Origin of the sequence: Stenotrophomonas sp. GD03680, from assembly GCF_029844625.1 — a bacterium.
In the GTDB taxonomy this organism is placed as follows: Bacteria; Pseudomonadota; Gammaproteobacteria; order Xanthomonadales; family Xanthomonadaceae; genus Stenotrophomonas; species Stenotrophomonas maltophilia_P.
In genome coordinates this window covers 1-20,036 of sequence record NZ_JAOCKC010000005.1, presented here as the reverse complement: position 1 = coordinate 20,036, position 20,036 = coordinate 1, and the positions used below count along the sequence as shown (strand labels likewise).

The window sequence follows — 20,036 nt, the reverse complement described above, 5'->3', positions numbered from 1 at the left end:
CCACGTTGTTGCCGTCTACAGCGTCGGCATCCCGCACCAATGAAATCGACCTTCCTACCGGACGTGACATGACGCGACTCCCCAATCGCCGCCTGCTGGCCCTCGCCCTCGCCGCCGTCACCGGCGCTCCCGCCCTGGCCCAGGCAGCCGAGCCCTTCACTGTCAGCGATATCCGCGTCGACGGCCTGCAGCGCATCAGCTCGGGTACGGTATTCACCTACCTGCCGGTGGAGCGTGGCGAGACGGTCACCGACAGCAAGGTCGGCGAAACCATCCGCGCCCTGTACAAGACCGGCTTCTTTGAGGACGTGCAGCTGGACCGCCAGGGCAACATCCTGGTGGTGACGGTCAAGGAACGCCCGGCGATCAACAAGCTGACCGTGACCGGCAACAAGGACATCAAGTCCGACCAGCTGCTGAAGGGCCTGTCCGACATCGGCCTGACCGAAGGTGGCACGTTCGATCGCCTGAGCCTGGACCGCGTGACCCAGGAACTGCGCCGCCAGTACAACGACCGCGGCAAGTACAACGTCGAGATCACCCCGACGGTGAGCCCGCTGGACCGCAACCGTGTGGACATCGCCATCGCGATCAAGGAAGGCAAGGCGGCCAAGATCCGCCATGTCAACCTGGTCGGCACCGAGAAGTACGACAGCAAGGACATCCTGGAAACCTGGGAATCCAAGGAGCACAACTGGGCCTCGTGGTACCGCCGCGATGACCAGTACTCCAAGGAGAAGCTGTCCGGCGACCTGGAAAAGCTGAACTCGTGGTACCTCGACCGTGGCTACGTCGACTTCAGCATCGACTCCACCCAGGTGTCGATCAGCCCCGACAAGCGCGACATGTTCCTCACCGCCGGCGTGACCGAGGGTGAGCAGTACAAGATCTCCGAGATCAAGGTCAGCGGCGACACCATCCTCCCGCAGGAGGACGTGGAGCGCATGGTGATCCAGAAGTCCGGCGACACCTTCTCGCGGGCGCTGCTGGAATTCAGCTCGGACACGATCACCAACTCGCTGTCCAACATCGGCTACGCGTTCGCCAAGGTGAACCCGATCCCGACCACCAACCGTGCTGACCAGACCGTTGCCATCAACATGCAGGTGGTGCCGGGCCCACGCGTGTCGGTGCGTCGTATCGTCTTCCGCGGCAATACCCGCACCTCCGACGAGGTGATGCGTCGCGAAATGCGCCAGTTCGAGAACAGCTGGTACTCGCAGGCCGCGATCGACCGCTCCAAGATCCGCCTGCAGCGCCTGGGCTATTTCGAATCGGTGGATGTGGAAACCCCGGCCGTCAGCGGCAGCAACGACCAGGTCGACGTCGTCTACAACGTCAAGGAAACCACCTCCGGCAGCTTCGTGTTCGGCCTGGGCTACTCGCAGTCCTACGGCATGACCACCTCCGTGCAGCTGTCGCAGAACAACTTCCTCGGCGGCGGCAACCGCGTGTCGGTGGAAGCCTCGCGCAGCAGCTACCTGCAGCGCTATGGCTTCAGCTACACCAACCCGTACTTCACCGATGACGGCGTGTCGCTGGGCTACAACCTGTCCTGGCGCGAACTGGACTACTCCGACTTCAACACCGCGCAGTACAACAGCACCAACGGTGCCGCGCAGGTGGTGTTCGGCGTGCCGCTGACCGAAACCGACTCGGTCTCGCTGATGTTCGGCATCGACAGCAACCAGATCTCGACGTACCAGAACGCAACGCCGCAATCGATCATCGACTACATCAACGCCGTCGGCCGCCGCACCTTCCATGCCTGGCGCACCGAGCTCGGCTGGGCACGCGACTCGCGCAACGACTACTTCATGCCGACCCGCGGTACCTACCAGCGCATCGGCCTGGAGACCACGCTGCCGGGTTCGACCGTCGAGTACTACAAGCTGAACTACCAGATCTCCAAGTACTGGCCGATCATGCCGTCGCTGGTGATCAACACGCGTGCGGAAATCGGCTACGGCGACAGCTACGGCAAGGACACCTCGCGTGATCTCTGCTACACCGCGCCGACCGAGGCCAACCCGAACCCGGTGCAGACCGTGAACTGCAACCCGGGCTCACCGGATTACAGGAAGACGGTCACCGCCAGCGGCCTGCCGTTCTACGAGAACTTCTACGCCGGCGGTACCAACTCGGTGCGCGGCTTCGAGGACAACACGCTGGGCCCGCGCGAAGTCACCATGGGCTATCCGGAGGGCCAGCCGCTGGGTGGCTCGCTGAAGACCGTCGGTTCGATCGAAGCCTACTTCCCGCGTCTGTTCGACAGTCCGTCGGCCCGCGTGTCGGCCTTCGTCGACTTCGGCAACGTCTACAACGGCGCCGACAACTTCAAGGCCAACGAACTGCGTGTGTCCACCGGTGTGGCCCTGCTGTGGCGCGCCCCGGTCGGCCCGATCTCGATCAGCTATGCGTTCCCGCTGAAGAAGGAAGACGACGACAAGATCGAGCGCCTGCAATTCACCTTCGGTGGGCAGTTCTGACGAACCGCCCTGCGGCTCATCAGAACTGCACGCGCATTCCTCCTATCCCCCGCGCCGCTGGCGCGCCCCCCTTAACAGAAGGGGGGCTCTCCACCAGACGGGGTACGAAGCGCCGGGCTCTGCCCGGCGTTTTCGTTGATGCAGATGACACTGCACACTGCACGGGCCCTTGGCCGCGCTCGCGGGAGACTGTCCTGAGGCGGCGGGTGGCCCTGGCCAGGACACGCAGAAGCCCCTCCATGGTGCTCGATGGCGCCATCCATGGCGCCAACGGTCCTGGCCAGGGCCACCCGCCGTCTCCCGCCCGTACCAGGCAGGCGCCACGCTCTGCCCCCCGCATGACCGCAATGGCGTCACACGTTAAACTCCCGCCGTGAATACTCCCTCCTACACCGCCCAGCAACTCGCCGAGCAGTTCGGCCTGCAGGTCCATGGCGACCCCGCCACCGCCATCCATGGCGTGGCCACCCTCGCCCATGCCGGCCCTGGCCAGCTGACCTTCCTCGCCAATCCGCGCTACCGCACCCAGCTGGCCGACAGCCAGGCCTCGCTGGTGGTGCTGCGTGCCGACGATGCCGAGGCGGCTCCCGGCGCCGCGCTCGTGGCCAAGGACCCGTACACCACCTTCGCCAAGATCGCCGCGCTGTTCGACATCGCACCGACGCGCCCGCCGGGCATCCATCCCAGCGCCGTCATCGATCCCACCGCCCAGGTCGCAGCCAGCGCCCATATCGGTCCGTTCGTGTCCATCGGCGCCCGCAGCGTGGTCGGCGAGAACTGCATCATCGGCACCGGCAGCGTGATCGGCGAGGATTGCAGCCTGGACAACGGCTGCGAACTGATCGCCCGGGTCACCCTGGTCACCCGCGTCCGGCTGGGCAAGCGGGTGCGCGTCCACCCCGGCGCCGTGCTCGGCGCCGATGGCTTCGGCCTGGCGATGGACGCGGGCAGGTGGATCAAGGTGCCGCAGCTTGGCGGCGTGCGCATCGGCGACGACTGCGAAATCGGCGCCAACACCTGCGTGGACCGCGGCGCGCTGGAAGACACCGTGCTGGACGAAGACGTGCGCCTGGACAACCTGGTGCAGATCGCACACAACGTGCAGATCGGCGCGCACTCGGCCATCGCGGGCTGCACCGGCATTGCCGGCAGCGCCAAGATCGGACGTTACTGCCTGCTCGGCGGCCACGTAGGCGTGGTCGGCCACCTGGAGATCTGCGACAAGGTCGTGATCACCGGCAAATCGGTGGTGCGCAACTCCATCCATGAGCCGGGCGAGTATTCGTCCGGCACCCCGTTGACCGACAACCGCACGTGGCGCAAGAACGCCGCGCGCTTCAAGCAGCTCGATACGCTGGCCCGGCGCATCCTGGCTGTGAGCAAGGAGAAAGAATGAACGACACGCTGCAGCTTCCGATCGATGTCCTCCAGATCCAGGAGCTGATCCCGCACCGCTACCCGTTCCTGCTGGTGGACAAGGTCCTCGAGCTGGATGTGGACGCCAAGCGCATCCTTGCCCAGAAGAACGTGAGCATCAACGAGCCGTTCTTCCAGGGCCATTTCCCGGGCCGCCCGATCATGCCCGGCGTGCTGATCATCGAGGCACTGGCGCAGGCCGGCGGTGTGATGACCCAGCTCTCGCTCGGCCGCGATGCGCAGTCCAAGCTGTTCTACATGGTCAAGGTGGAGAACGCCCGCTTCAACAAGCAGGTGGTGCCGGGCGATGTGCTGCTGCTGGACGTGCAGATGAAGCGGCTGATCCGCAACATGGGCTGGTACTACGGCGAAGCCAAGGTCAACGGCGAAGTGGTGGCCTCTGCCGAGGTCATGTGCGCCGGTGCCAAGGGCTGAGCCATAACGGAGCCAGGAATGACTGACAACGCCCCACGGATCCACCCCACCGCCGTCATCGACCCGTCCGCCCGGCTGGCCGACGATGTGCAGGTCGGTGCCTTCACCCTGATCGGTGCCGATGTGGACATCGGCGCAGGCACGATCGTCGGCCCACACTGCAGCATTCTCGGACCGACCCGGATCGGCCGCGACAACCGCTTCATCGGCCACGCAGCCATCGGCGGCGAGCCGCAGGACAAGAAGTTCGCCGGTGAACGCACCGAACTGGTGATCGGCGACCGCAACGTGTTCCGCGAGTTCGTCACCGTCAACCGCGGTACCGGCGGCGGCGGTGGCATCACCACGATCGGTGACGACAACTGGATGCTGGCCTATACGCATGTGGCACACGACTGTTACGTCGGCAACGCCTGCGTGTTCTCCAACAACACCACGCTGGCCGGCCACGTCACTGTCGGCGACTACGTGATCATCAGCGGCTTCGCCGGTGCCCATCAGTTCTGCCGCATCGGCGCCCACGCCTTCCTCGGCATGGGTGCGCTGACCAACGGCGATGTTCCGCCGTTCACCATGGTGGGCTCCGATTCGCTGGGCCGCCCGCGCGGCATCAACAGTGAAGGCCTGAAGCGCCGCGGTTTCGATGCCGAACGCATCTCCGCCATCAAGCGTGCCTACCGGACCCTGTACGTGGCCGGCCTGCCGCTGGCCGAAGCCAAGCAGCAGTTGGTTGAACAGGCGCGCGACAGCGAGGACGTGAAGTCCATGCTGGATTTCATCGAACATGCAGAGAGGCCCCTGCTGCGATGAGCAGCACGTCCGGCCAGGCGCCGGCCGGCGCCGCTGTCATTCCGCTGGCCTCCCTGGCCGGCAGCGTGCCTGCACAGCGGGTGCTCAGCGAGCGGCCGCTGCGGATCGCACTGGTGGCCGGTGAGGCCTCCGGCGACCTGCTCGGTGCCGGCCTGGTGCGCGAGTTGAAGGCCCGCTTCCCGAACGCCGAGTTCGCCGGCATCGGCGGCGATGCCATGCGCAATGCCGGTTGCCAGACCTGGCACGATGCCAGCGAACTGGCGGTGATGGGGCTGACCGAAGTCCTGCGCCACCTGCCGCGCCTGTTGAAGCTGCGCTCGGCCTTCCGCCAGCGCGCGCTCGAGTGGCAGCCGGACGTGTTCATCGGCATCGATGCGCCGGACTTCAACCTGGGCATCGAGCGCTGGCTGAAGCAGCGTGGCGTGCGCACCGTGCATTACGTCAGCCCTTCGGTCTGGGCGTGGCGCGAGAAGCGCGCCGAGAAGATCGGCAACAGTGCCGACCTCGTGCTGTGCCTGTTCCCGATGGAACCCCCCATCTACGCCCGGCACGGAATCGACGCGCGCTTTGTCGGTCATCCGATGGCCGATGACATTCCGCTGCAGGGCAACCGCGACGAAGCCCGTGCCGCGCTGGGCCTGCCGGCCACGGCCAAGGTGCTGGCGGTGCTGCCGGGCAGCCGCCTGGGCGAGATCTCGCGCCTGGGCGAGCCGTTCTTCGAGGCTGCGTGGCAGGTTTCCGAGCGGATTCCGGGGCTGCACGTCGTGGTGCCTGCCGCCAATGCCGCCTGCCGTCGCCTGATCGAGGAACAGCTGTCGCGTTCGGCGCTGCCGGTCGCCTACTCGCATGTGCTTGATGGCCAGGCCCGCGACGCCATGATCGCCGCCGACGTGGTGGTGCTCGCCTCCGGTACCGCGACCCTGGAAGCCATGCTGGTGAAGCGGCCGATGGTGGTCGGCTATCGCGTCAACGAACTGACCTACCGCCTGGTCAAGGCGCTGGGCCTGATCAAGGTCGACCGCTTCGCCCTGCCCAACATCCTGGCCGGCCAGGACCTGGCACCGGAGCTGATGCAGCACGACTGCACGCCGGACAAGCTGGCCGCCGCCATCCAGCAGTGGTTCGACCATCCGCAACGGGCCGCCGACCTGCAGGGAACCTATTCGCGCCTGCATGAACGCCTGCGCCGCAATGCCTCGGCACGCGCCGCCGACGCTGTCGGCGAGCTGCTGGTACGCGAACTGGACAAGGCATGAGCCGCCGCCACGCCGCCGCAGCCAGCCTGGCCCTGTTCGACGGTTCACTGCGGGTTGAACCGGACCGCCTGGTCGCCGGTGTCGATGAGGCCGGCCGTGGCCCGCTGGCCGGGCCGGTCGCCGTCGCGGCGGTGGTATTCGATCCTGCCCGCCCGCGCATCAACGGCCTGGATGACTCCAAGCAGCTCACCGCCGCGCGCCGCGAGCAGCTGTACGATCGAATCATCGATCGCGCCCTGGCCTGGCATGTGGTGCTGGTGGACGTGGCAGCGATCGACCGCCTGAACATCTACCAGGCCACCCTGCAGGGCATGCGCGACGTGGTGGCGGCCGTGGCCCACGTGGCCGGCTTCGCCCGCATCGACGGCAACGTGGTTCCGAAGGGGCTGGTACTGCCGGCGCAGGCGCTGGTTGGTGGCGATGGCATCGACCGCGCGATCATGGCGGCCTCGATCCTAGCCAAGGTGTCGCGCGACCGGTACATGCAGGACCTGCACGTACAGCATCCGCACTACGGTTTCGACCAGCACAAGGGCTACGGCACTCCGGCCCACCTGGCGGCACTGCGTGAACACGGCCCCTGTGGCGAGCACCGGCGCAGTTTCGCCCCGGTGCGTGAATGCCTGGAAAACCCGGCGGCCGCGGCCATCGCCTGAACAACCGCCGCCGGGCATGGCCCGGCGGCATCGTGCGCCCACATTGCGGCGGTAGCGCCGGGCCATGCCCGGCGGCATGTTCGCGCAATCGACGCGCCGTCAAGAGCTTGTCGCCTCTCCCTGCCCTCGCTACCCTGACCGGGCATTCCAGCGCTTCCCGACCCCGGCGACGAACTCCCGTCGGCACCCGGGGCCCCCGCGCTCCAACCTGGTCCGGCATGTCCAACTCCCGTTTCGTACATCTCCACGTCCACACCGAGTTCTCGCTGGCGGACTCGACCATCCGTGTGCCGGCCAAGCCGGACCAGGCCGACCCGAAGAAGGCAAAGCAGGCCAACCTGCTGTCACGCTCGGTCGAGCTGGGCCTACCCGCGCTGGCGGTGACCGACCTCAACAATCTGTTCGCCCTGATCAAGTTCTACAAGGCAGCCGAAGGCGTGGGCATCAAGCCGATCGCCGGCGCCGACGTGATGATCGCCGAGGAGGGCCAGGACCCGTGGCGGATGACCCTGCTGTGCCGCGACCGCGAAGGCTACCTGAGCCTGTCGCGGCTGCTGACCCGTGCCTGGATGGAGGGCCATCGTCCGGAAGGCGGCGTCGCCGTGCATCCGGACTGGTTGAAGGCGGGCAACGCCAACCTGTTCGCGCTGGCCGGGCGCGAGAGCCTGGCCGGGCGCCTGGCGCTGGACGGCAAGCACGACCTTGCCGAGCAGCATCTGGCCGACTGGCAGCGGGTGTTCGGCGATGGCCTGCACCTGGAGCTGACCCGCACCGGCCGCGACGGCGAGGAGGCCTTCAACCGCTTCGCGCTGATGGCCGCCGGCCAGCGCGGCCTGCCGGTGGTGGCCAGCAACGATGTGCGCTTCCTTGCACCGTCGGACTTCAGCGCGCATGAGGCACGTGTGTGCATCTCGACCGGCCGCGTGCTGGACGATCCCAAGCGGCCGCGCGAGTACAGTGACCAGCAGTACCTGAAGTCGGCCGAGGAGATGTGCGCGCTGTTCGCCGACATCCCCGATGCGATCGACAACACGCTGGCGCTGGCCGAGCGCTGCAACATCGAGATGCGGCTGGGCACCTACTTCCTGCCCAACTACCCGGTGCCGGACGACGAGACCCTGGATACCTGGATCCAGAAGATGTCGCGCGACGGCCTGGAAGAACGCCTGCAGAAGAATCCGCTGGCGCCGGGCAAGACCCGCGAGGAGTACTTCGAGCGCCTCGAATTCGAGCTCGACACCATCATCAAGATGGGTTTCCCCGGCTACTTCCTGATCGTGGCCGACTTCATCCAGTGGGGCAAGAACCAGGGCATCCCGATCGGCCCGGGCCGTGGTTCTGGTGCCGGTTCGCTGGTGGCGTGGGCGCTGAAGATCACCGACCTGGATCCGCTGCCCTACAACCTGCTGTTCGAGCGCTTCCTGAATCCGGAACGCGTGTCGATGCCCGACTTCGACATCGATTTCTGCATGGACCGCCGCGACGAAGTGATCGACTACGTCGCGCGCAAATACGGGCGCGAACGCGTCAGCCAGATCATCACCTACGGCACCATGGCCGCCAAGGCCGTGGTGCGCGATTCCGGCCGTGTGCTCGGTTTCCCCTATGGCCTGGTTGACGGCGTCTCCAAGCTGATCCCGAACATCCTCGGCATCCACCTGAAGGATGCGCTCGGCAAGGGCAAGGAAGGCCCGGGCTCGGAGATGGCATCGGCCGAGCTGATCCAGCGTTACGAGACCGAAGACGATGTCCGTGACCTGATCGATCTGGCGCTGCAGCTGGAAGACCTCACCCGCAACGCCGGCAAGCACGCCGGTGGCGTGGTGATCGGCCCCGAGCCGCTGAGCGAGTTCTGCCCGCTGTACGCCGAACACGACGAGAACGGCATCGGCAAGAATCCGGTCACCCAGTTCGACAAGAACGACGTCGAAGAAGTGGGCCTGGTGAAGTTCGACTTCCTTGGCCTGCGCACGCTGACCATCATCGACTGGGCAGTGAAGGCGATCAACAAGCGCCACGCGCGCGCCGGCATTCCGCCGGTGGACATCGCGGCGATCCCGCTGGACGACGCGCCGACCTACAAGGACATCTTCGCCAACGGCAACACCGGTGCGGTCTTCCAGTTCGAATCCTCCGGCATGCGCCGCCTGCTGAAGGACGCACGCCCCGACCGTTTCGAAGACCTGATCGCGCTGGTGTCGCTGTACCGCCCCGGCCCGATGGACCTGATTCCGTCCTTCAACGCGCGCAAGCACGGGCAGGAAGAGATCATCTATCCCGATCCGCGCACCGAAGCCATCCTCAAGGACACCTACGGCATCATGGTGTACCAGGAGCAGGTGATGCAGATGGCGCAGATCGTCGGCGGCTACTCGCTGGGCGGCGCCGACCTGCTGCGTCGTGCGATGGGCAAGAAGGTGCCGGCGGAAATGGCCAAGCACCGCGAGATCTTCCGCGAGGGTGCGGCCAAGGGCGGCGTCGACGGCCCCAAGGCCGACGAGATCTTCGACCTGATGGAGAAGTTCGCCGGCTACGGCTTCAACAAGTCGCACGCCGCTGCCTACGCGCTGGTCAGTTACCAGACCGCGTGGCTCAAGCGCCATTACCCGGCCGAGTTCATGGCGGCCACGCTGTCTTCGGACATGGACAACACCGACAAGGTGGTCGGCTTCCTCGACGAGGTGCGCAACCTCGGCCTGACCGTGCTGCCGCCGAAGGTGAACCAGTCCGCCTTCATGTTCGAGGCAGCCACGCCGGACACCATCCAGTACGGCCTGGGTGCGATCAAAGGTGTCGGCCAGGGTGCCTGCGAAGCGGTGGTGGACGAGCGGCTGCGGGGCGGGAACTACACCGACCTGCTCGATTTCTGTACCCGCGTCGGCTCGGCCAAGCTCAACCGGCGCACCCTGGAAGCGATGATCAACTGCGGCGCACTGGATGAGCTGGGCCGCAACCGCGCCTCGCTGATGCTGCAGCTGCCGGAAGTGATCAAGGCCACCGAGCAGATGGCACGCGAGCGCGCCTCCGGGCAGAACTCGCTGTTCGGTGGGCCGGACCCGAGCGCGACGACGATCCAGCTGGACCTGCCGGAGGCCGAAGAGTGGCCCCTGCTGCAGCGCCTGAACGGCGAGCGCGACACGCTGGGCTTCTACCTCAGCGGCCATCCATTCGATCCGTGGCGCGACGACGTGCGCGATCTGGTCGGCAACGATCTGGGCGCGGTGGAAAAGATCTGGAGCGCCAACAGCGGCGGTGGTGGTGGCGGTGAGAAGCGGTGGCGGCCGGAAGTGCAGACCGTGCTGGCCGGCCAGGTGGTCGGCGTTCGCCGCAAGGGCGAAAGCCAGATCTTCATCCAGCTCGAGGACGGGCGTGGACGCGTGGAGTGCAGCGCGTTCTCCGACACCCTGGCCGAGTTCGGCCACCTGATGACCAAGGACCGCATCCTGGTGGTCAAGGGCGGCCTGCGTGAAGACGAATTCAACGGTGGCTACGCCCTGCGCATCCGCCAGTGCTGGGATTTCGATGAGGTCTGCGCCAACTACGCTACGCGCCTGTCGCTGCGGCTGGACCTGCGCCAGCAGCGGCCGGTGTGGGAGCGCATCGATGCCCTGCTCGACCGCCATCGCCCCGGCCGCACCCCCCTGCGCCTGGACCTGCTGCTGAAGGGCCCGCACGGTGGCATCGCCGGCATGCTCGACGTGTCCGGACAGAGCGCCGTGCGCATCGACTCGAAGCTGATGGAAGCGCTGCGCGCCGACCCGGCCGTGCGCACCCTGAAGGTGCGCTACAGCCCGCCCTGGGCCAGCTGATCCCGCCCCGCCAGGTCCCGCGTCCAGCCGGCGCGGCCAAGGCAGCGCGCTGCCTGCCGGCCAGCCCCTCCGTACGCTCCAGACAGGGGCGTACGGGGAATTTCACCGGGTTCGGCTACACTTTCCTCCTTCTTTACACGACGGCTTCCGATGAATCCGAACTACCTCGACTTCGAGCAACCCATCGCCGACCTGGAAGCGAAGATCCAGGAGCTGCGCAACGCCAGTGCCGGTCCGGCGGTCAATGTCGAGGCCGAAGTGCACGCGCTGCAGGACAAGCTGCGCATGCGTACCGCACAGATCTTCCGCAACCTGACCTCCTGGCAGGTGCTGCAGCTGGCCCGCCACCCGTCGCGGCCCTACACCGCCGATTACATCCGCATCATCTTCGATGAGTTCCAGGAACTGGCCGGTGATCGCGCCTTTGCCGACGACAAGGCCATCATGGGCGGCCTGGCCCGCATCAATGGCCGCGCGGTGATGGTCATCGGCCACCAGAAGGGCCGCGACACCAAGGAGAAGATCAAGCGCAACTTCGGCATGCCCAAGCCCGAGGGCTACCGCAAGGCGCTGCGCCTGATGAAGATGGCCGAGCGTTTCGGCCTGCCGGTGCTGACCCTGATCGACACCGCCGGCGCCTGGCCGGGCATCGACGCCGAATCGCGCGGCCAGTCCGAAGCGATCGCGCGCAACCTGATGGAAATGGCCGAACTGAAGGTGCCGGTGATCTGCACCGTGATCGGCGAAGGCGGCTCGGGCGGCGCGCTGGCACTGGGCGTGGGCGACCGCACCGTGATGCTGGAGTACGCGGTGTATTCGACCATTACCCCGGAAGGCTGCGCCTCGATCCTGTGGAAGGACGCCGGCAAGGCCAAGGACGCGGCCGAACAGCTGGGCCTGACCGCCCCGCGCCTGAAGAGCCTGGGCCTGGTCGACAAGGTCGTGCGCGAGCCGACCGGCGGCGCCCACCGCAACCCGACGCAGATGGCCCGGCGCCTGAAGGCCGTGCTGCTGAACGAGCTGGACGCGCTGGACAAGCTGTCCACCGCGGAACTGCTCGAGCAGCGCTACAAGCGCCTGCGCAGCTACGGCACCTACGAGGCGGCGTAATCGCTGCTTCCGCTGCACGGTAACGCCTGAAGCCGGGCAATGCCCGGCTTCAGTGCCACATCCGTGTGGCGATACGTCCCTGTTCCTGCGCGTACGGGCCCGCCGTACGCCGATCTGCTTACCAGTTGTAGGACATGCCCAGCGTGGCGCTGACTTCGCGGTAGCCGGAGTCACCGCGGCTCACGTCCAGACCGCCCCAGCCCGTCCAGCCCTTGGTGAATTCCACCCGCGCGCCTGCACCCAGCGCGTAGCGGTTGCGCGGCGCGTCGCTGTCCATGGCCACGTCATCGAACGCCATGCCACCCGTGCGGGCGTCGCGATACCAGTTGGCGGTCAGGTACGGGGTCACCACGGCGCCATGCGTGCTGGTCGATTCCGCTTCCAGGCGCAGGCCGAGGCGGCCGGACAGGCCACTTTCGCCCAGGCCACGCACCACGGTGCCGTTCTGCTCGGTATGTCGATCCGTGCTGACGTTGGTGTAGACCAGCTGCAGCTCCGGCTGCAGGCTGACCCTGCTGTCGCCCAGCGTGCCGACGCCGAAGCGGTAACCCGCCTCCAGCGAACCCTGCCACAGGTCGCTGTCGTAGCGCTCCGCGGCCAGGCCATCGCCTTCCACCCGGTTGTTGAAGCGGCCGTGCTGCACCCAGCTGTCCACATAGGCACGACCATTGTTCCAGCTGCCGTACACCCCTGCGGCCACGCCGGCGACCTTGCCGCGTGCCGCAAAGCCGGTCAGCGCCGAGGTGCTGGTGCTGTCAGCACGCCCACTACCGAGCATCACGCCCAGGCGGCCACGCCCTTCATCGAACAGCCCCACGTCTGCGCCCACCTGCACCACATGGCGCTGCGTGCGCAGATCCAGCTGCTCCTGCATGGCCCCCAGGCGCGCCTGCTGGCTGTCCACGCGTGCCCAGCCGTGCACACCCTCGGCAACGGCGGCATTGCCGTCGCGATCACTGCGCTGCAGGCGGAACAACTGCCCTGCGGCGTACTGGTTGGCCAGGTACGCGCCGGTCTCCGGGCGCAGCACCGGCTTCGGATCCGGATTGATCGGACCGGTCGGGTCGCAGTCGGGCAGCGACGGATCCAGGTCACAGGGATCCGGCGGCGTCACCGGCAGTTCCGAACGCAGGTACCAGTTGCCGTCGGCCTCATCCTTGAACAGGAAGTACTCGTACTGCCCGCCGACCGCACGGCCGACCAGGTCGAACTGGGCGTCGGACGCGCCGTTGATCTCGATCAGCTCGATGCCCTTGTCGGTCTGCGCGCCCTGGCCGCCGGCGTTGAGCACCCGCACATTGGCCTGCCCGGTCGCATCACCGGCGATCACCAGGCGGTCGGTCTGCGAGTCGTCCTCGCCAAGCACCGTGTTGAATACCAGCGTGCCGCCGTTACCGACGAACTCGTCCAGGGACAGCGTGTTGAAGCCGCCCGCGCCGTCGCCCAGCTTGACCATGCTGCCCGCATCCAGCTGCAGACGGCCGACACTGCTGTCGCCGGTCAGCTGCCAGGTGCTCTGCTCACCCACCGCCACCGAGCTCGCATCGACGATGCGGCCGATCAGCGTGGCGCGGTTGCGCAGCGAGACATCCAGCTGGCCCGTGTAGGAGGCGCGATCGGCAATGATGTCGCCGGTCAGCGCCGCGTTCTCCACGTTGAAGCGCACAGCAACGTTGCCGACCTGCCCCTCCTCGCCATGCTTGACCAGCAGCAGCGTGCCATCGCCGGCAATCAGGCGCGCACCGTTGCGGATGTTGATCTCGGCGGATTCGCCGTCGACGTCGGCATGGGGACTGCCCCAGTCGACATCGGGATTGACCCAGATCGCCGGGCCGGTCTGCGACTCCAGGGTGGAATTGTCGACGTTCAATACCAGGTTGTCCGCACCCCGATATTCGAAGTACATGACGGCGCCGTTGCGGCTGGCCCGGATCGTCGAACCGTTGACGATGTCAGCCCTGCCCGCGCCCATACTCAGACCGATGTTGTGGTACCAGGCAGTGCTGTCGCGGTGCGCCACCGCCAGGTGGGAGTTGTCCATCAGAAGGTACACGTCGCCCTGTCCACCGCGGAATTCCGGGTACAAGGCGATGGCACCACCGATGGAATCGATCCGCGTGTTGTAGAGGCGTGCCGACGAATCGACCGAGATGTTGAACTGGGTCATGCCCAGGTCGATGCGGCTGTTGCGCGCGATCAGGCTGGAACCCGATTGCACGTGAATGTTCTGATTGGCATTGCGGACCAGCACATCCGCACGCGTGAGCACGACATTGGAGCCGTAGGTCGCATTGATGCCGTAAGTGGACGCGTCGGTCACCGTCAGGTTGGACCCATTGGTCACCTGCCATGCCTCGATCGGATCCCCCTGCACCACCTCGTGGTCCTCGCCGTTGAGGTTGCCGGCAGAAGCGTGCTGGGCCAACGGCAGGGCCAGTGCCAGCAGCAGGCATTGCGAGAGCGGACGCAACGCAAGAGAACGCCCGCGTGCAGCGGAACGATGGGTGTATTTCATGACGGATCTCCAGAGGGGGGCACGTAGGCGGCACAGCGTGCGTGCAGTACCTCGCAATCCAGCCTGTGCCCACGTGGAGCGATGGCGGGACTGCTGCAGGCAGCCGCTGTGTCGAAGGCGCGCAGTATCTGGAGACGCACGGGCGGGGCCCATGCAATTTGTTGCAAGGCGCGCCGCGCCGCTTGTCAGGTTACGCGGCGATTCATCTGGAGGTGCGCGATGTGCGCCGGCTCAGAAGGGTTTGGCCAGCACCAGCCAGACGATCGGAATGAAGGCCAGCAGCGGGATTTCGTTGATCCAGCGCAGCGCGCGCGAGGACGGCAGAGGCCGGCCCTTGGCGACGCCCTTGAGCAGGCGGCCGGTCCAACCGAAGTAGACCAGCAGCAGCACCACCAGGCCGAGCTTGGCATGCAGCCAGCCGGCACCGCCCGGCGCGACCATCGTCGGGAAGTCCGGAATGACCCGGTAGCCCAGCCACAACACCAGTCCCAGGACGAAGGCCAGGCCGAACATCGAGTGGCCGAAACGGTACAGGCGCAGGCCCATCAGCTGCAGGCGCTCGACCACCGCGGGTTGTCCCGCCGCCTCGGCCAGGTTCACCAGGATGCGCGGCAGATAGAACACCGTCGCCATCCACGCCACCACGAACACGATGTGGAAGGTCTTGACCCAGTAGTAGCTCTGCATGCGCTCGCTCCAGCGGCTGGCGTAGGTGGCGGCCATTCTCGCATGGCGAGCCGGTGTACCGGCTGCGGTCGGCGCGACCGATCGACGCATGGCGAGCGGCAACGCCGTACGATAGGCGCCGTTTTCAACGAAACCTCCTTCTGCGTGGACAAGACCTACGACGCCGCCTACTTCCAGCGCTGGTACCGCCGGGCCGACATCGGCGGCAGCGCCCGCCTCGCCCGCAAGGTGGCATTGGCGGTGGCCAGTGCCGAGTACTACCTGGAGCGGCCGATCCGCAGCGTGCTGGACATCGGCTGCGGCGAGGGGGCCTGGCGCGCGCCGCTGCGGAAACTGCGTCCGAAGGTCGAGTATCTGGGCTTCGACAGCAGCGAGTACGCTGTGCGTCGCTATGGCCGGACCCGCAACCTGCATCTGGCCCGCTTCGGCGACTTCGCCTGGCTGCGGCCGTGCGCGCCGGTGGACCTGCTGGTCTGCTCGGACGTGATGCATTACGTGCCCGACCGCGAGCTGCGCGCCGGCCTGGCGGGCGTGGCCGAGCTGACCGGCGGCATCGCGTTCCTGGAGACCTTCGCAGCCGAGGACGCGTTCGAGGGCGACCACGAGGGCTTCCAGGCCCGCCCGGCAGGCTGGTATCGCCGGACGCTGGCCCGGCACGGCCTGCAGCCGGCAGGGTCGCACTGCTGGCTCGGCCCCGCCCTGGCAGGCGATGCGGCCGCGCTGGAACGGATGTGAATCCGGATTCATTATTTTGAGCCAACTTAACCTGCGGGACACCCGGATGGGATATGCTGCGCGGCAACATATGACCATACATATTCGGTCGTCATGCTCTATCAACTGCACGAACTGACCCGCAACCTGCTCGCCCCCTGGGTGCACCAGGCCCAGGCCAACGCCAAGTTCTTCGCCAATCCCGGCCACTGGTGGTCGCAGATGCCGGGTGCCGAACGCCTGGCGGCGGTCAACGAACTGTTCCATCGCATCGGCAAGGATTACGAGAAGCCCGAGTGGGGCATCAACGAAATCGAGGTCGAAGGCGAGCGCGTGCCGATCGTCGTGCACGAGGAAGTGAGCAAGCCGTTCTGCAAGCTGCTGCGCTTCAAGCGTCACAGCAACGAAGCCGACCAGCTGCACACCATGCTCAACCAGCCCTTCGTGCTGGTGGTGGCGCCGCTGTCCGGCCATCACGCCACGCTGCTGCGCGATACCGTGCGCACGCTGCTGCGCGACCATCGTGTCTACGTCACCGACTGGGTCGATGCGCGCATGGTTGCGGCCAGCGAAGGTGATTTCGGCCTGGACGACTACATCGCCTACATCCAGGAGTTCATCCGCCACCTTGGCGTCGAGCGCCTGCACGTGGTCAGCGTGTGCCAGCCGACCGTACCGGTGCTGGCCGCGGTGTCACTGATGGCCAGCCGTGGCGAGCCCACCCCGCGCACGCTGGTGATGATGGGCGGTCCGATCGACGCACGCTGCAGCCCCACCGCGGTGAACAATCTGGCGACCCAGAACCCGCTGTCCTGGTTCGAGAACAACGTCATCCACAGCGTGCCGGCCGGCTACCCCGGTGCAGGCCGTCGCGTGTACCCGGGTTTCCTGCAGCACGCCGGCTTCCTGTCGATGAATCCCAGCCGCCATTTCAGCTCGCACTGGGACTTCTACGCCGACCTGGTCAAGGGTGATCTGGAAGACGCCGACGCGCACCGCCGCTTCTATGATGAGTACAACGCGGTGCTGGACATGCCTGCCAGGTACTACCTGGACACCATCCGCGTGGTCTTCCAGGACTTCCTGCTGCCGCGCGGAGAGTGGGTGGTCAACGGCGAAAAGGTCGACCCTTCGGCGATCCGCGATACCGCGCTGCTGAGCATCGAAGGCGAACTGGACGATATCGCGGGCCTCGGCCAGACCGAAGCTGCGCAGGCGCTGTGTACGGGCATCCCGGCCGAGCGCCGCGAGCATTTCATCGTCGAAGGCGCCGGCCATTACGGCATCTTCAGCGGCCGCCGCTGGCGCGAGGTGGTGTACCCGAAGGTACGCGACTTCTTCGCGGCGCACGCAGAAGCGCCAGCGGCAAAAGCGAAGAAGAAGAGCAACGTCACCCCGCTGCGCCGCAAGGCGGGCTGACCCTGCGCCGGGGGTCGGTTCCCTTTCCAACGGAAAGGGCTCTGACCCCGGCACCCCGCTCGAACGGAGTCAGGGCCCTGTTCTGCGAACAGGGATCCGACCCCTCGTCGCTTACAGGCGCACCAGCAGGTTCTTGGCGATCAGGCCATGCAGCCTGCCGATGCCGCGTGCCAGGTGCAGCGTCAGCAGCAGCAGCAGGGCACCCGCCGCGGCGACCACGATCCCGACCAGCGGCGAGGCAGCCATCGGCAGCACGTTCACGCCATCAACGTACACGCCCGGGATTTCCCCGCTGAAGATCGCTGCCACCGGCGCCCAGATCAGTCCCAGCGACAGCGACAGCAGCGTCACCGCGATGGTGAAGTAGACGATGCCCAAGGGCAGCATCAGCACGAAGTACAACAGGGTCAGCCAGGTGCGGCCGTCCGTGAACATGTCGCCGATACGCTGCAGCCAACTGCGGCTGCGGTCGGTATAGCGCGGCCGCCGCGGCATGCGCTCGCCCAGCAGCGCCTCGACCAGGCGCCCCTCCAGCAGTGCCAGCCCGCGCACCGAACCGAAGAACAGCACGGTCAACGGCACGCCGATGATCAGGATCAGCAGGCCGAGCGACAGCGACAGGCCGGTCACCACCCAGGTGAAGAAGAAGATGCCGGTGGCCAGCGACAGCAGCATGTAGAACAGCGCGCCATAGGTGTGCGGATCGGCCACCACGCCAAAGAAGCGCGACAGCAGCGAGCGCGGCACCGGCACCGGCGGTGCCGCGGCCGGTTCCACACCACTGGCCTCGGCTGCCACACGCAGCACCGGCGCGGTGTCGGCGCGCGGCGTGCGCAATGCGCGGTTCACGGTGACTTCCGTTTCGCGGTAGATCTCCGCCACTTCATCCGGCGCACCGTAGCTGCCGGCCACATCGGCAATCACCTCCGCCTCGCTGCGACCGGGCTGGGCGGCCAGCTCGGAACGCAGGTATTCCTCGGCGTCATACAGCGCGTCCTGCACCATCGCCGGATCGGCGCCCTGCAGCGCCTCGCGCAGTTGCGCCAGGTACTGCGGGATGGTGGTCGGCAGGGCGCGGCCTGCCAGGCTCGGGTCGTTCATTGCGGTACCCCCTCCAACACGGAATCGACGGAATCACGGGTGGCCTGCCAGGCCTGGCGCCACTGCGCCAGCACTTCGCGGCCACGGTCATTGATGCGGTAGTAGCGCCGGGGCGGCCCGCTGCTGGAGGGCTCGACATGGCTCTCCAGCAGGCCGCCGTTCTCCAGGTTGCGCAGCACCGGGTACAGCGCGCTCTGCTTGCCACTCAGCACGCCCTCGCCCACGCGCTCCAGCTCCTTGGCGATGAGGTACCCGTACAGCGGCTCGCCGGTACGGGCCAGCACCGCCAGCAGGGCCAGCGACACGGTTCCGGCGCTGAGCTCCTTCTGGAACTTCTTCAGGTGGATGTCGTCTTCCGACATGCCCGGCCCTCCACTACGTTGAAGTCCACAGTAGTGCGAAGTTCGGTATAGCGAATGTGTCGTTAGTCATCCTGCCGGTTGGCGTGGCCCTGCGGCTCGCGCAGAATCGAGGGCTCGTTCATGTTCCGGGGTTTCCATGCCGCACCGTCGTCGCCTTGCCCTGACCGCCCTCGCCCTGGCCTGCCTGTTGCCCTCGCTGGCCAGCGCAGCGACGCCCTACCGCAGCCCGCAGCAGATCCTTGACGCCTCGGCCGCCAGCGATTGGCGCACCCCCGACCCGGCCAACCTGCTGTACATGGATCTGCCTGCCGGCCGGGTGATCATCGAACTGGCGCCCCAGTTCGCACCACGCCATGTCGCCAACATCCAGACGTTCGCCCACGAGCACTTCTGGGACGGCACCAGCATCTACCGTTCCCAGGACAACTTCGTCGTGCAGTTCGGCGATGCCGACGCCGATGACCCGGCCAAGGCCAGGCCGTTCGGCAGTGCCGCGCGCAAGCTGCCGGCCGAGTTCGAGCGTGCCAGCGCCGGCCTGAAGGTGAGCGTGCTGCCGGACCGCGATGGCTGGGCGGCGCAGACCGGTTTCGTCGATGGCTTCCCGGTCGGACAGGATCCGCAGGCCGGCAAGGCCTGGCTGGCGCACTGCTACGGCATGCTGGGGGCCGGTCGCAACAACGACGAGGACAGCAGCATCGGTGCCGAACTGTACGTGGTGACCGGGCAGTCGCCACGTCAGCTGGACCGCAACATCACCCTGGTCGGTCGCGTCCTGAAGGGCATGGAACTGCTCAGCGCGATCCCGCGCGGCCCGGCGCCGATGGGCTTCTATGAAGACCCGAAACTGCGCACGCCGATCATTTCGATCCGCCGTGCCAGCGACGTGGCGGCCGCCGAACGCACGCCGATCCAGGTGTTGCGTACTGATTCAAAGACTTTCGCCGATACGGTGGAGGCGCGACGCAATCGCGTGGATGATTTCTACAAGCGCCCGGCAGGGCATATCGATCTGTGCAATGTTCCGGTGCCGGTGCGGTGATGGGTTCCTGCACGTGACGCGTGCTGAAGGTGCTTCACTGTTCATGGGCGTCACTTTTCTTTGTACGCAAAGAAAAGTAACCAAAAGAAACGTTCCGCCGACCGCGAGCCGATGCGCGTTGCGCATCGGTACCCTGCGCTCCTCGGCCCGTCGAGGGACGGCGCGGGAACTCGCTGCGCTCAGACACCCGCGCCTCTTCGCCCTCGCCGGACCTGCGG

The 20,036-nt window shown here is 66.7% G+C and carries 14 protein-coding genes and 1 pseudogene; 11 read left to right on the top strand and 4 right to left on the bottom strand.

The window, feature by feature from the left end; all coding sequences use genetic code 11:
• The first annotated feature begins 68 nt into the window (after positions 1-68).
• From bamA to N5J29_RS08210, 8 genes and pseudogenes are all read left to right on the top strand, one after another.
• On the top strand, positions 69-2,489 hold the full coding sequence (bamA, locus tag N5J29_RS08245; RefSeq protein WP_065181175.1) for an outer membrane protein assembly factor BamA: 2,421 nt from the start codon (positions 69-71) through the stop codon (positions 2,487-2,489).
• A gap of 373 nt (positions 2,490-2,862) precedes the next feature.
• A complete protein-coding gene (gene lpxD / locus N5J29_RS08240) occupies positions 2,863-3,885 on the top strand; it encodes a UDP-3-O-(3-hydroxymyristoyl)glucosamine N-acyltransferase (protein ID WP_053519892.1) in 1,023 nt (340 codons plus the stop codon).
• The gene (gene fabZ, locus N5J29_RS08235) at positions 3,882-4,340 is read left to right on the top strand and encodes a 3-hydroxyacyl-ACP dehydratase FabZ (RefSeq protein WP_053519893.1); all 459 of its coding nucleotides are present in this window, start codon (positions 3,882-3,884) and stop codon (positions 4,338-4,340) included. Before lpxD ends, fabZ begins: the two co-directional genes overlap by 4 nt.
• Positions 4,341-4,358: 18 nt before the next feature.
• Positions 4,359-5,150 carry an acyl-ACP--UDP-N-acetylglucosamine O-acyltransferase gene (lpxA, locus tag N5J29_RS08230; protein WP_164150799.1) on the top strand — a complete coding sequence of 264 codons (792 nt, stop codon included), beginning with the start codon at positions 4,359-4,361 and terminating at the stop codon, positions 5,148-5,150.
• 92 nt (positions 5,151-5,242) lie between these two features.
• Positions 5,243-6,406, top strand: a pseudogene (lpxB, locus tag N5J29_RS08225) (lipid-A-disaccharide synthase); the annotation flags it as partial.
• Positions 6,403-7,062, top strand: coding sequence for a ribonuclease HII (locus tag N5J29_RS08220; protein WP_065181173.1), 660 nt, complete (start codon positions 6,403-6,405; stop codon positions 7,060-7,062). The pseudogene lpxB and the gene N5J29_RS08220, both read left to right, overlap by 4 nt.
• Before the next feature lie 218 nt (positions 7,063-7,280).
• Positions 7,281-10,871 (top strand): DNA polymerase III subunit alpha, encoded by a 3,591-nt coding sequence (gene dnaE / locus N5J29_RS08215; protein ID WP_053519897.1) that lies wholly within the window; start codon positions 7,281-7,283, stop codon positions 10,869-10,871.
• Between the two features lie 150 nt (positions 10,872-11,021).
• A complete protein-coding gene (locus N5J29_RS08210) occupies positions 11,022-11,981 on the top strand; it encodes an acetyl-CoA carboxylase carboxyltransferase subunit alpha (RefSeq protein WP_164150798.1) in 960 nt (319 codons plus the stop codon).
• Positions 11,982-12,099: 118 nt separating this feature from the next.
• On the opposite strand, the gene N5J29_RS08205 is transcribed toward N5J29_RS08210, so the two are convergent.
• Both N5J29_RS08205 and N5J29_RS08200 read right to left on the bottom strand, forming a co-directional pair.
• Positions 12,100-14,496, bottom strand: a complete 2,397-nt coding sequence (locus tag N5J29_RS08205; protein ID WP_164150796.1) for an autotransporter outer membrane beta-barrel domain-containing protein — start codon at positions 14,494-14,496, stop codon at positions 12,100-12,102.
• Between the two features lie 231 nt (positions 14,497-14,727).
• Positions 14,728-15,183: a CopD family protein gene (locus N5J29_RS08200; RefSeq protein WP_053519905.1), complete on the bottom strand. Its 456-nt coding sequence runs from the start codon at positions 15,181-15,183 to the stop codon at positions 14,728-14,730.
• A 144-nt stretch (positions 15,184-15,327) separates the two neighbouring features.
• Here N5J29_RS08200 and N5J29_RS08195 point away from each other — a divergent pair, with 144 nt between their 5' ends.
• Both N5J29_RS08195 and phaZ read left to right on the top strand, forming a co-directional pair.
• Positions 15,328-15,918, top strand: coding sequence for a class I SAM-dependent methyltransferase (locus N5J29_RS08195; protein WP_065181170.1), 591 nt, complete (start codon positions 15,328-15,330; stop codon positions 15,916-15,918).
• Positions 15,919-16,011: 93 nt separating this feature from the next.
• Positions 16,012-17,316 (top strand): polyhydroxyalkanoate depolymerase, encoded by a 1,305-nt coding sequence (gene phaZ, locus N5J29_RS08190; RefSeq protein WP_053519900.1) that lies wholly within the window; start codon positions 16,012-16,014, stop codon positions 17,314-17,316.
• Between the two features lie 111 nt (positions 17,317-17,427).
• Here phaZ and N5J29_RS08185 read toward each other — a convergent pair whose 3' ends face one another.
• Together N5J29_RS08185 and N5J29_RS08180 are read right to left on the bottom strand one after the other, a co-directional pair.
• Entirely contained in the window at positions 17,428-18,417 is a 990-nt protein-coding gene (locus N5J29_RS08185; RefSeq protein ID WP_111185795.1) for a sensor domain-containing protein, read from the bottom strand.
• Positions 18,414-18,779 (bottom strand): PadR family transcriptional regulator, encoded by a 366-nt coding sequence (locus N5J29_RS08180; protein WP_053519902.1) that lies wholly within the window; start codon positions 18,777-18,779, stop codon positions 18,414-18,416. The genes N5J29_RS08185 and N5J29_RS08180 overlap by 4 nt, the downstream gene beginning before the upstream one ends.
• 136 nt (positions 18,780-18,915) lie before the next feature.
• Between N5J29_RS08180 and N5J29_RS08175 the strand changes: the two genes are divergently transcribed.
• Complete coding sequence (locus N5J29_RS08175) at positions 18,916-19,818, top strand: peptidylprolyl isomerase (RefSeq protein WP_111185799.1); 903 nt, start codon at positions 18,916-18,918, stop codon at positions 19,816-19,818.
• Positions 19,819-20,036: the final 218 nt, after the last annotated feature.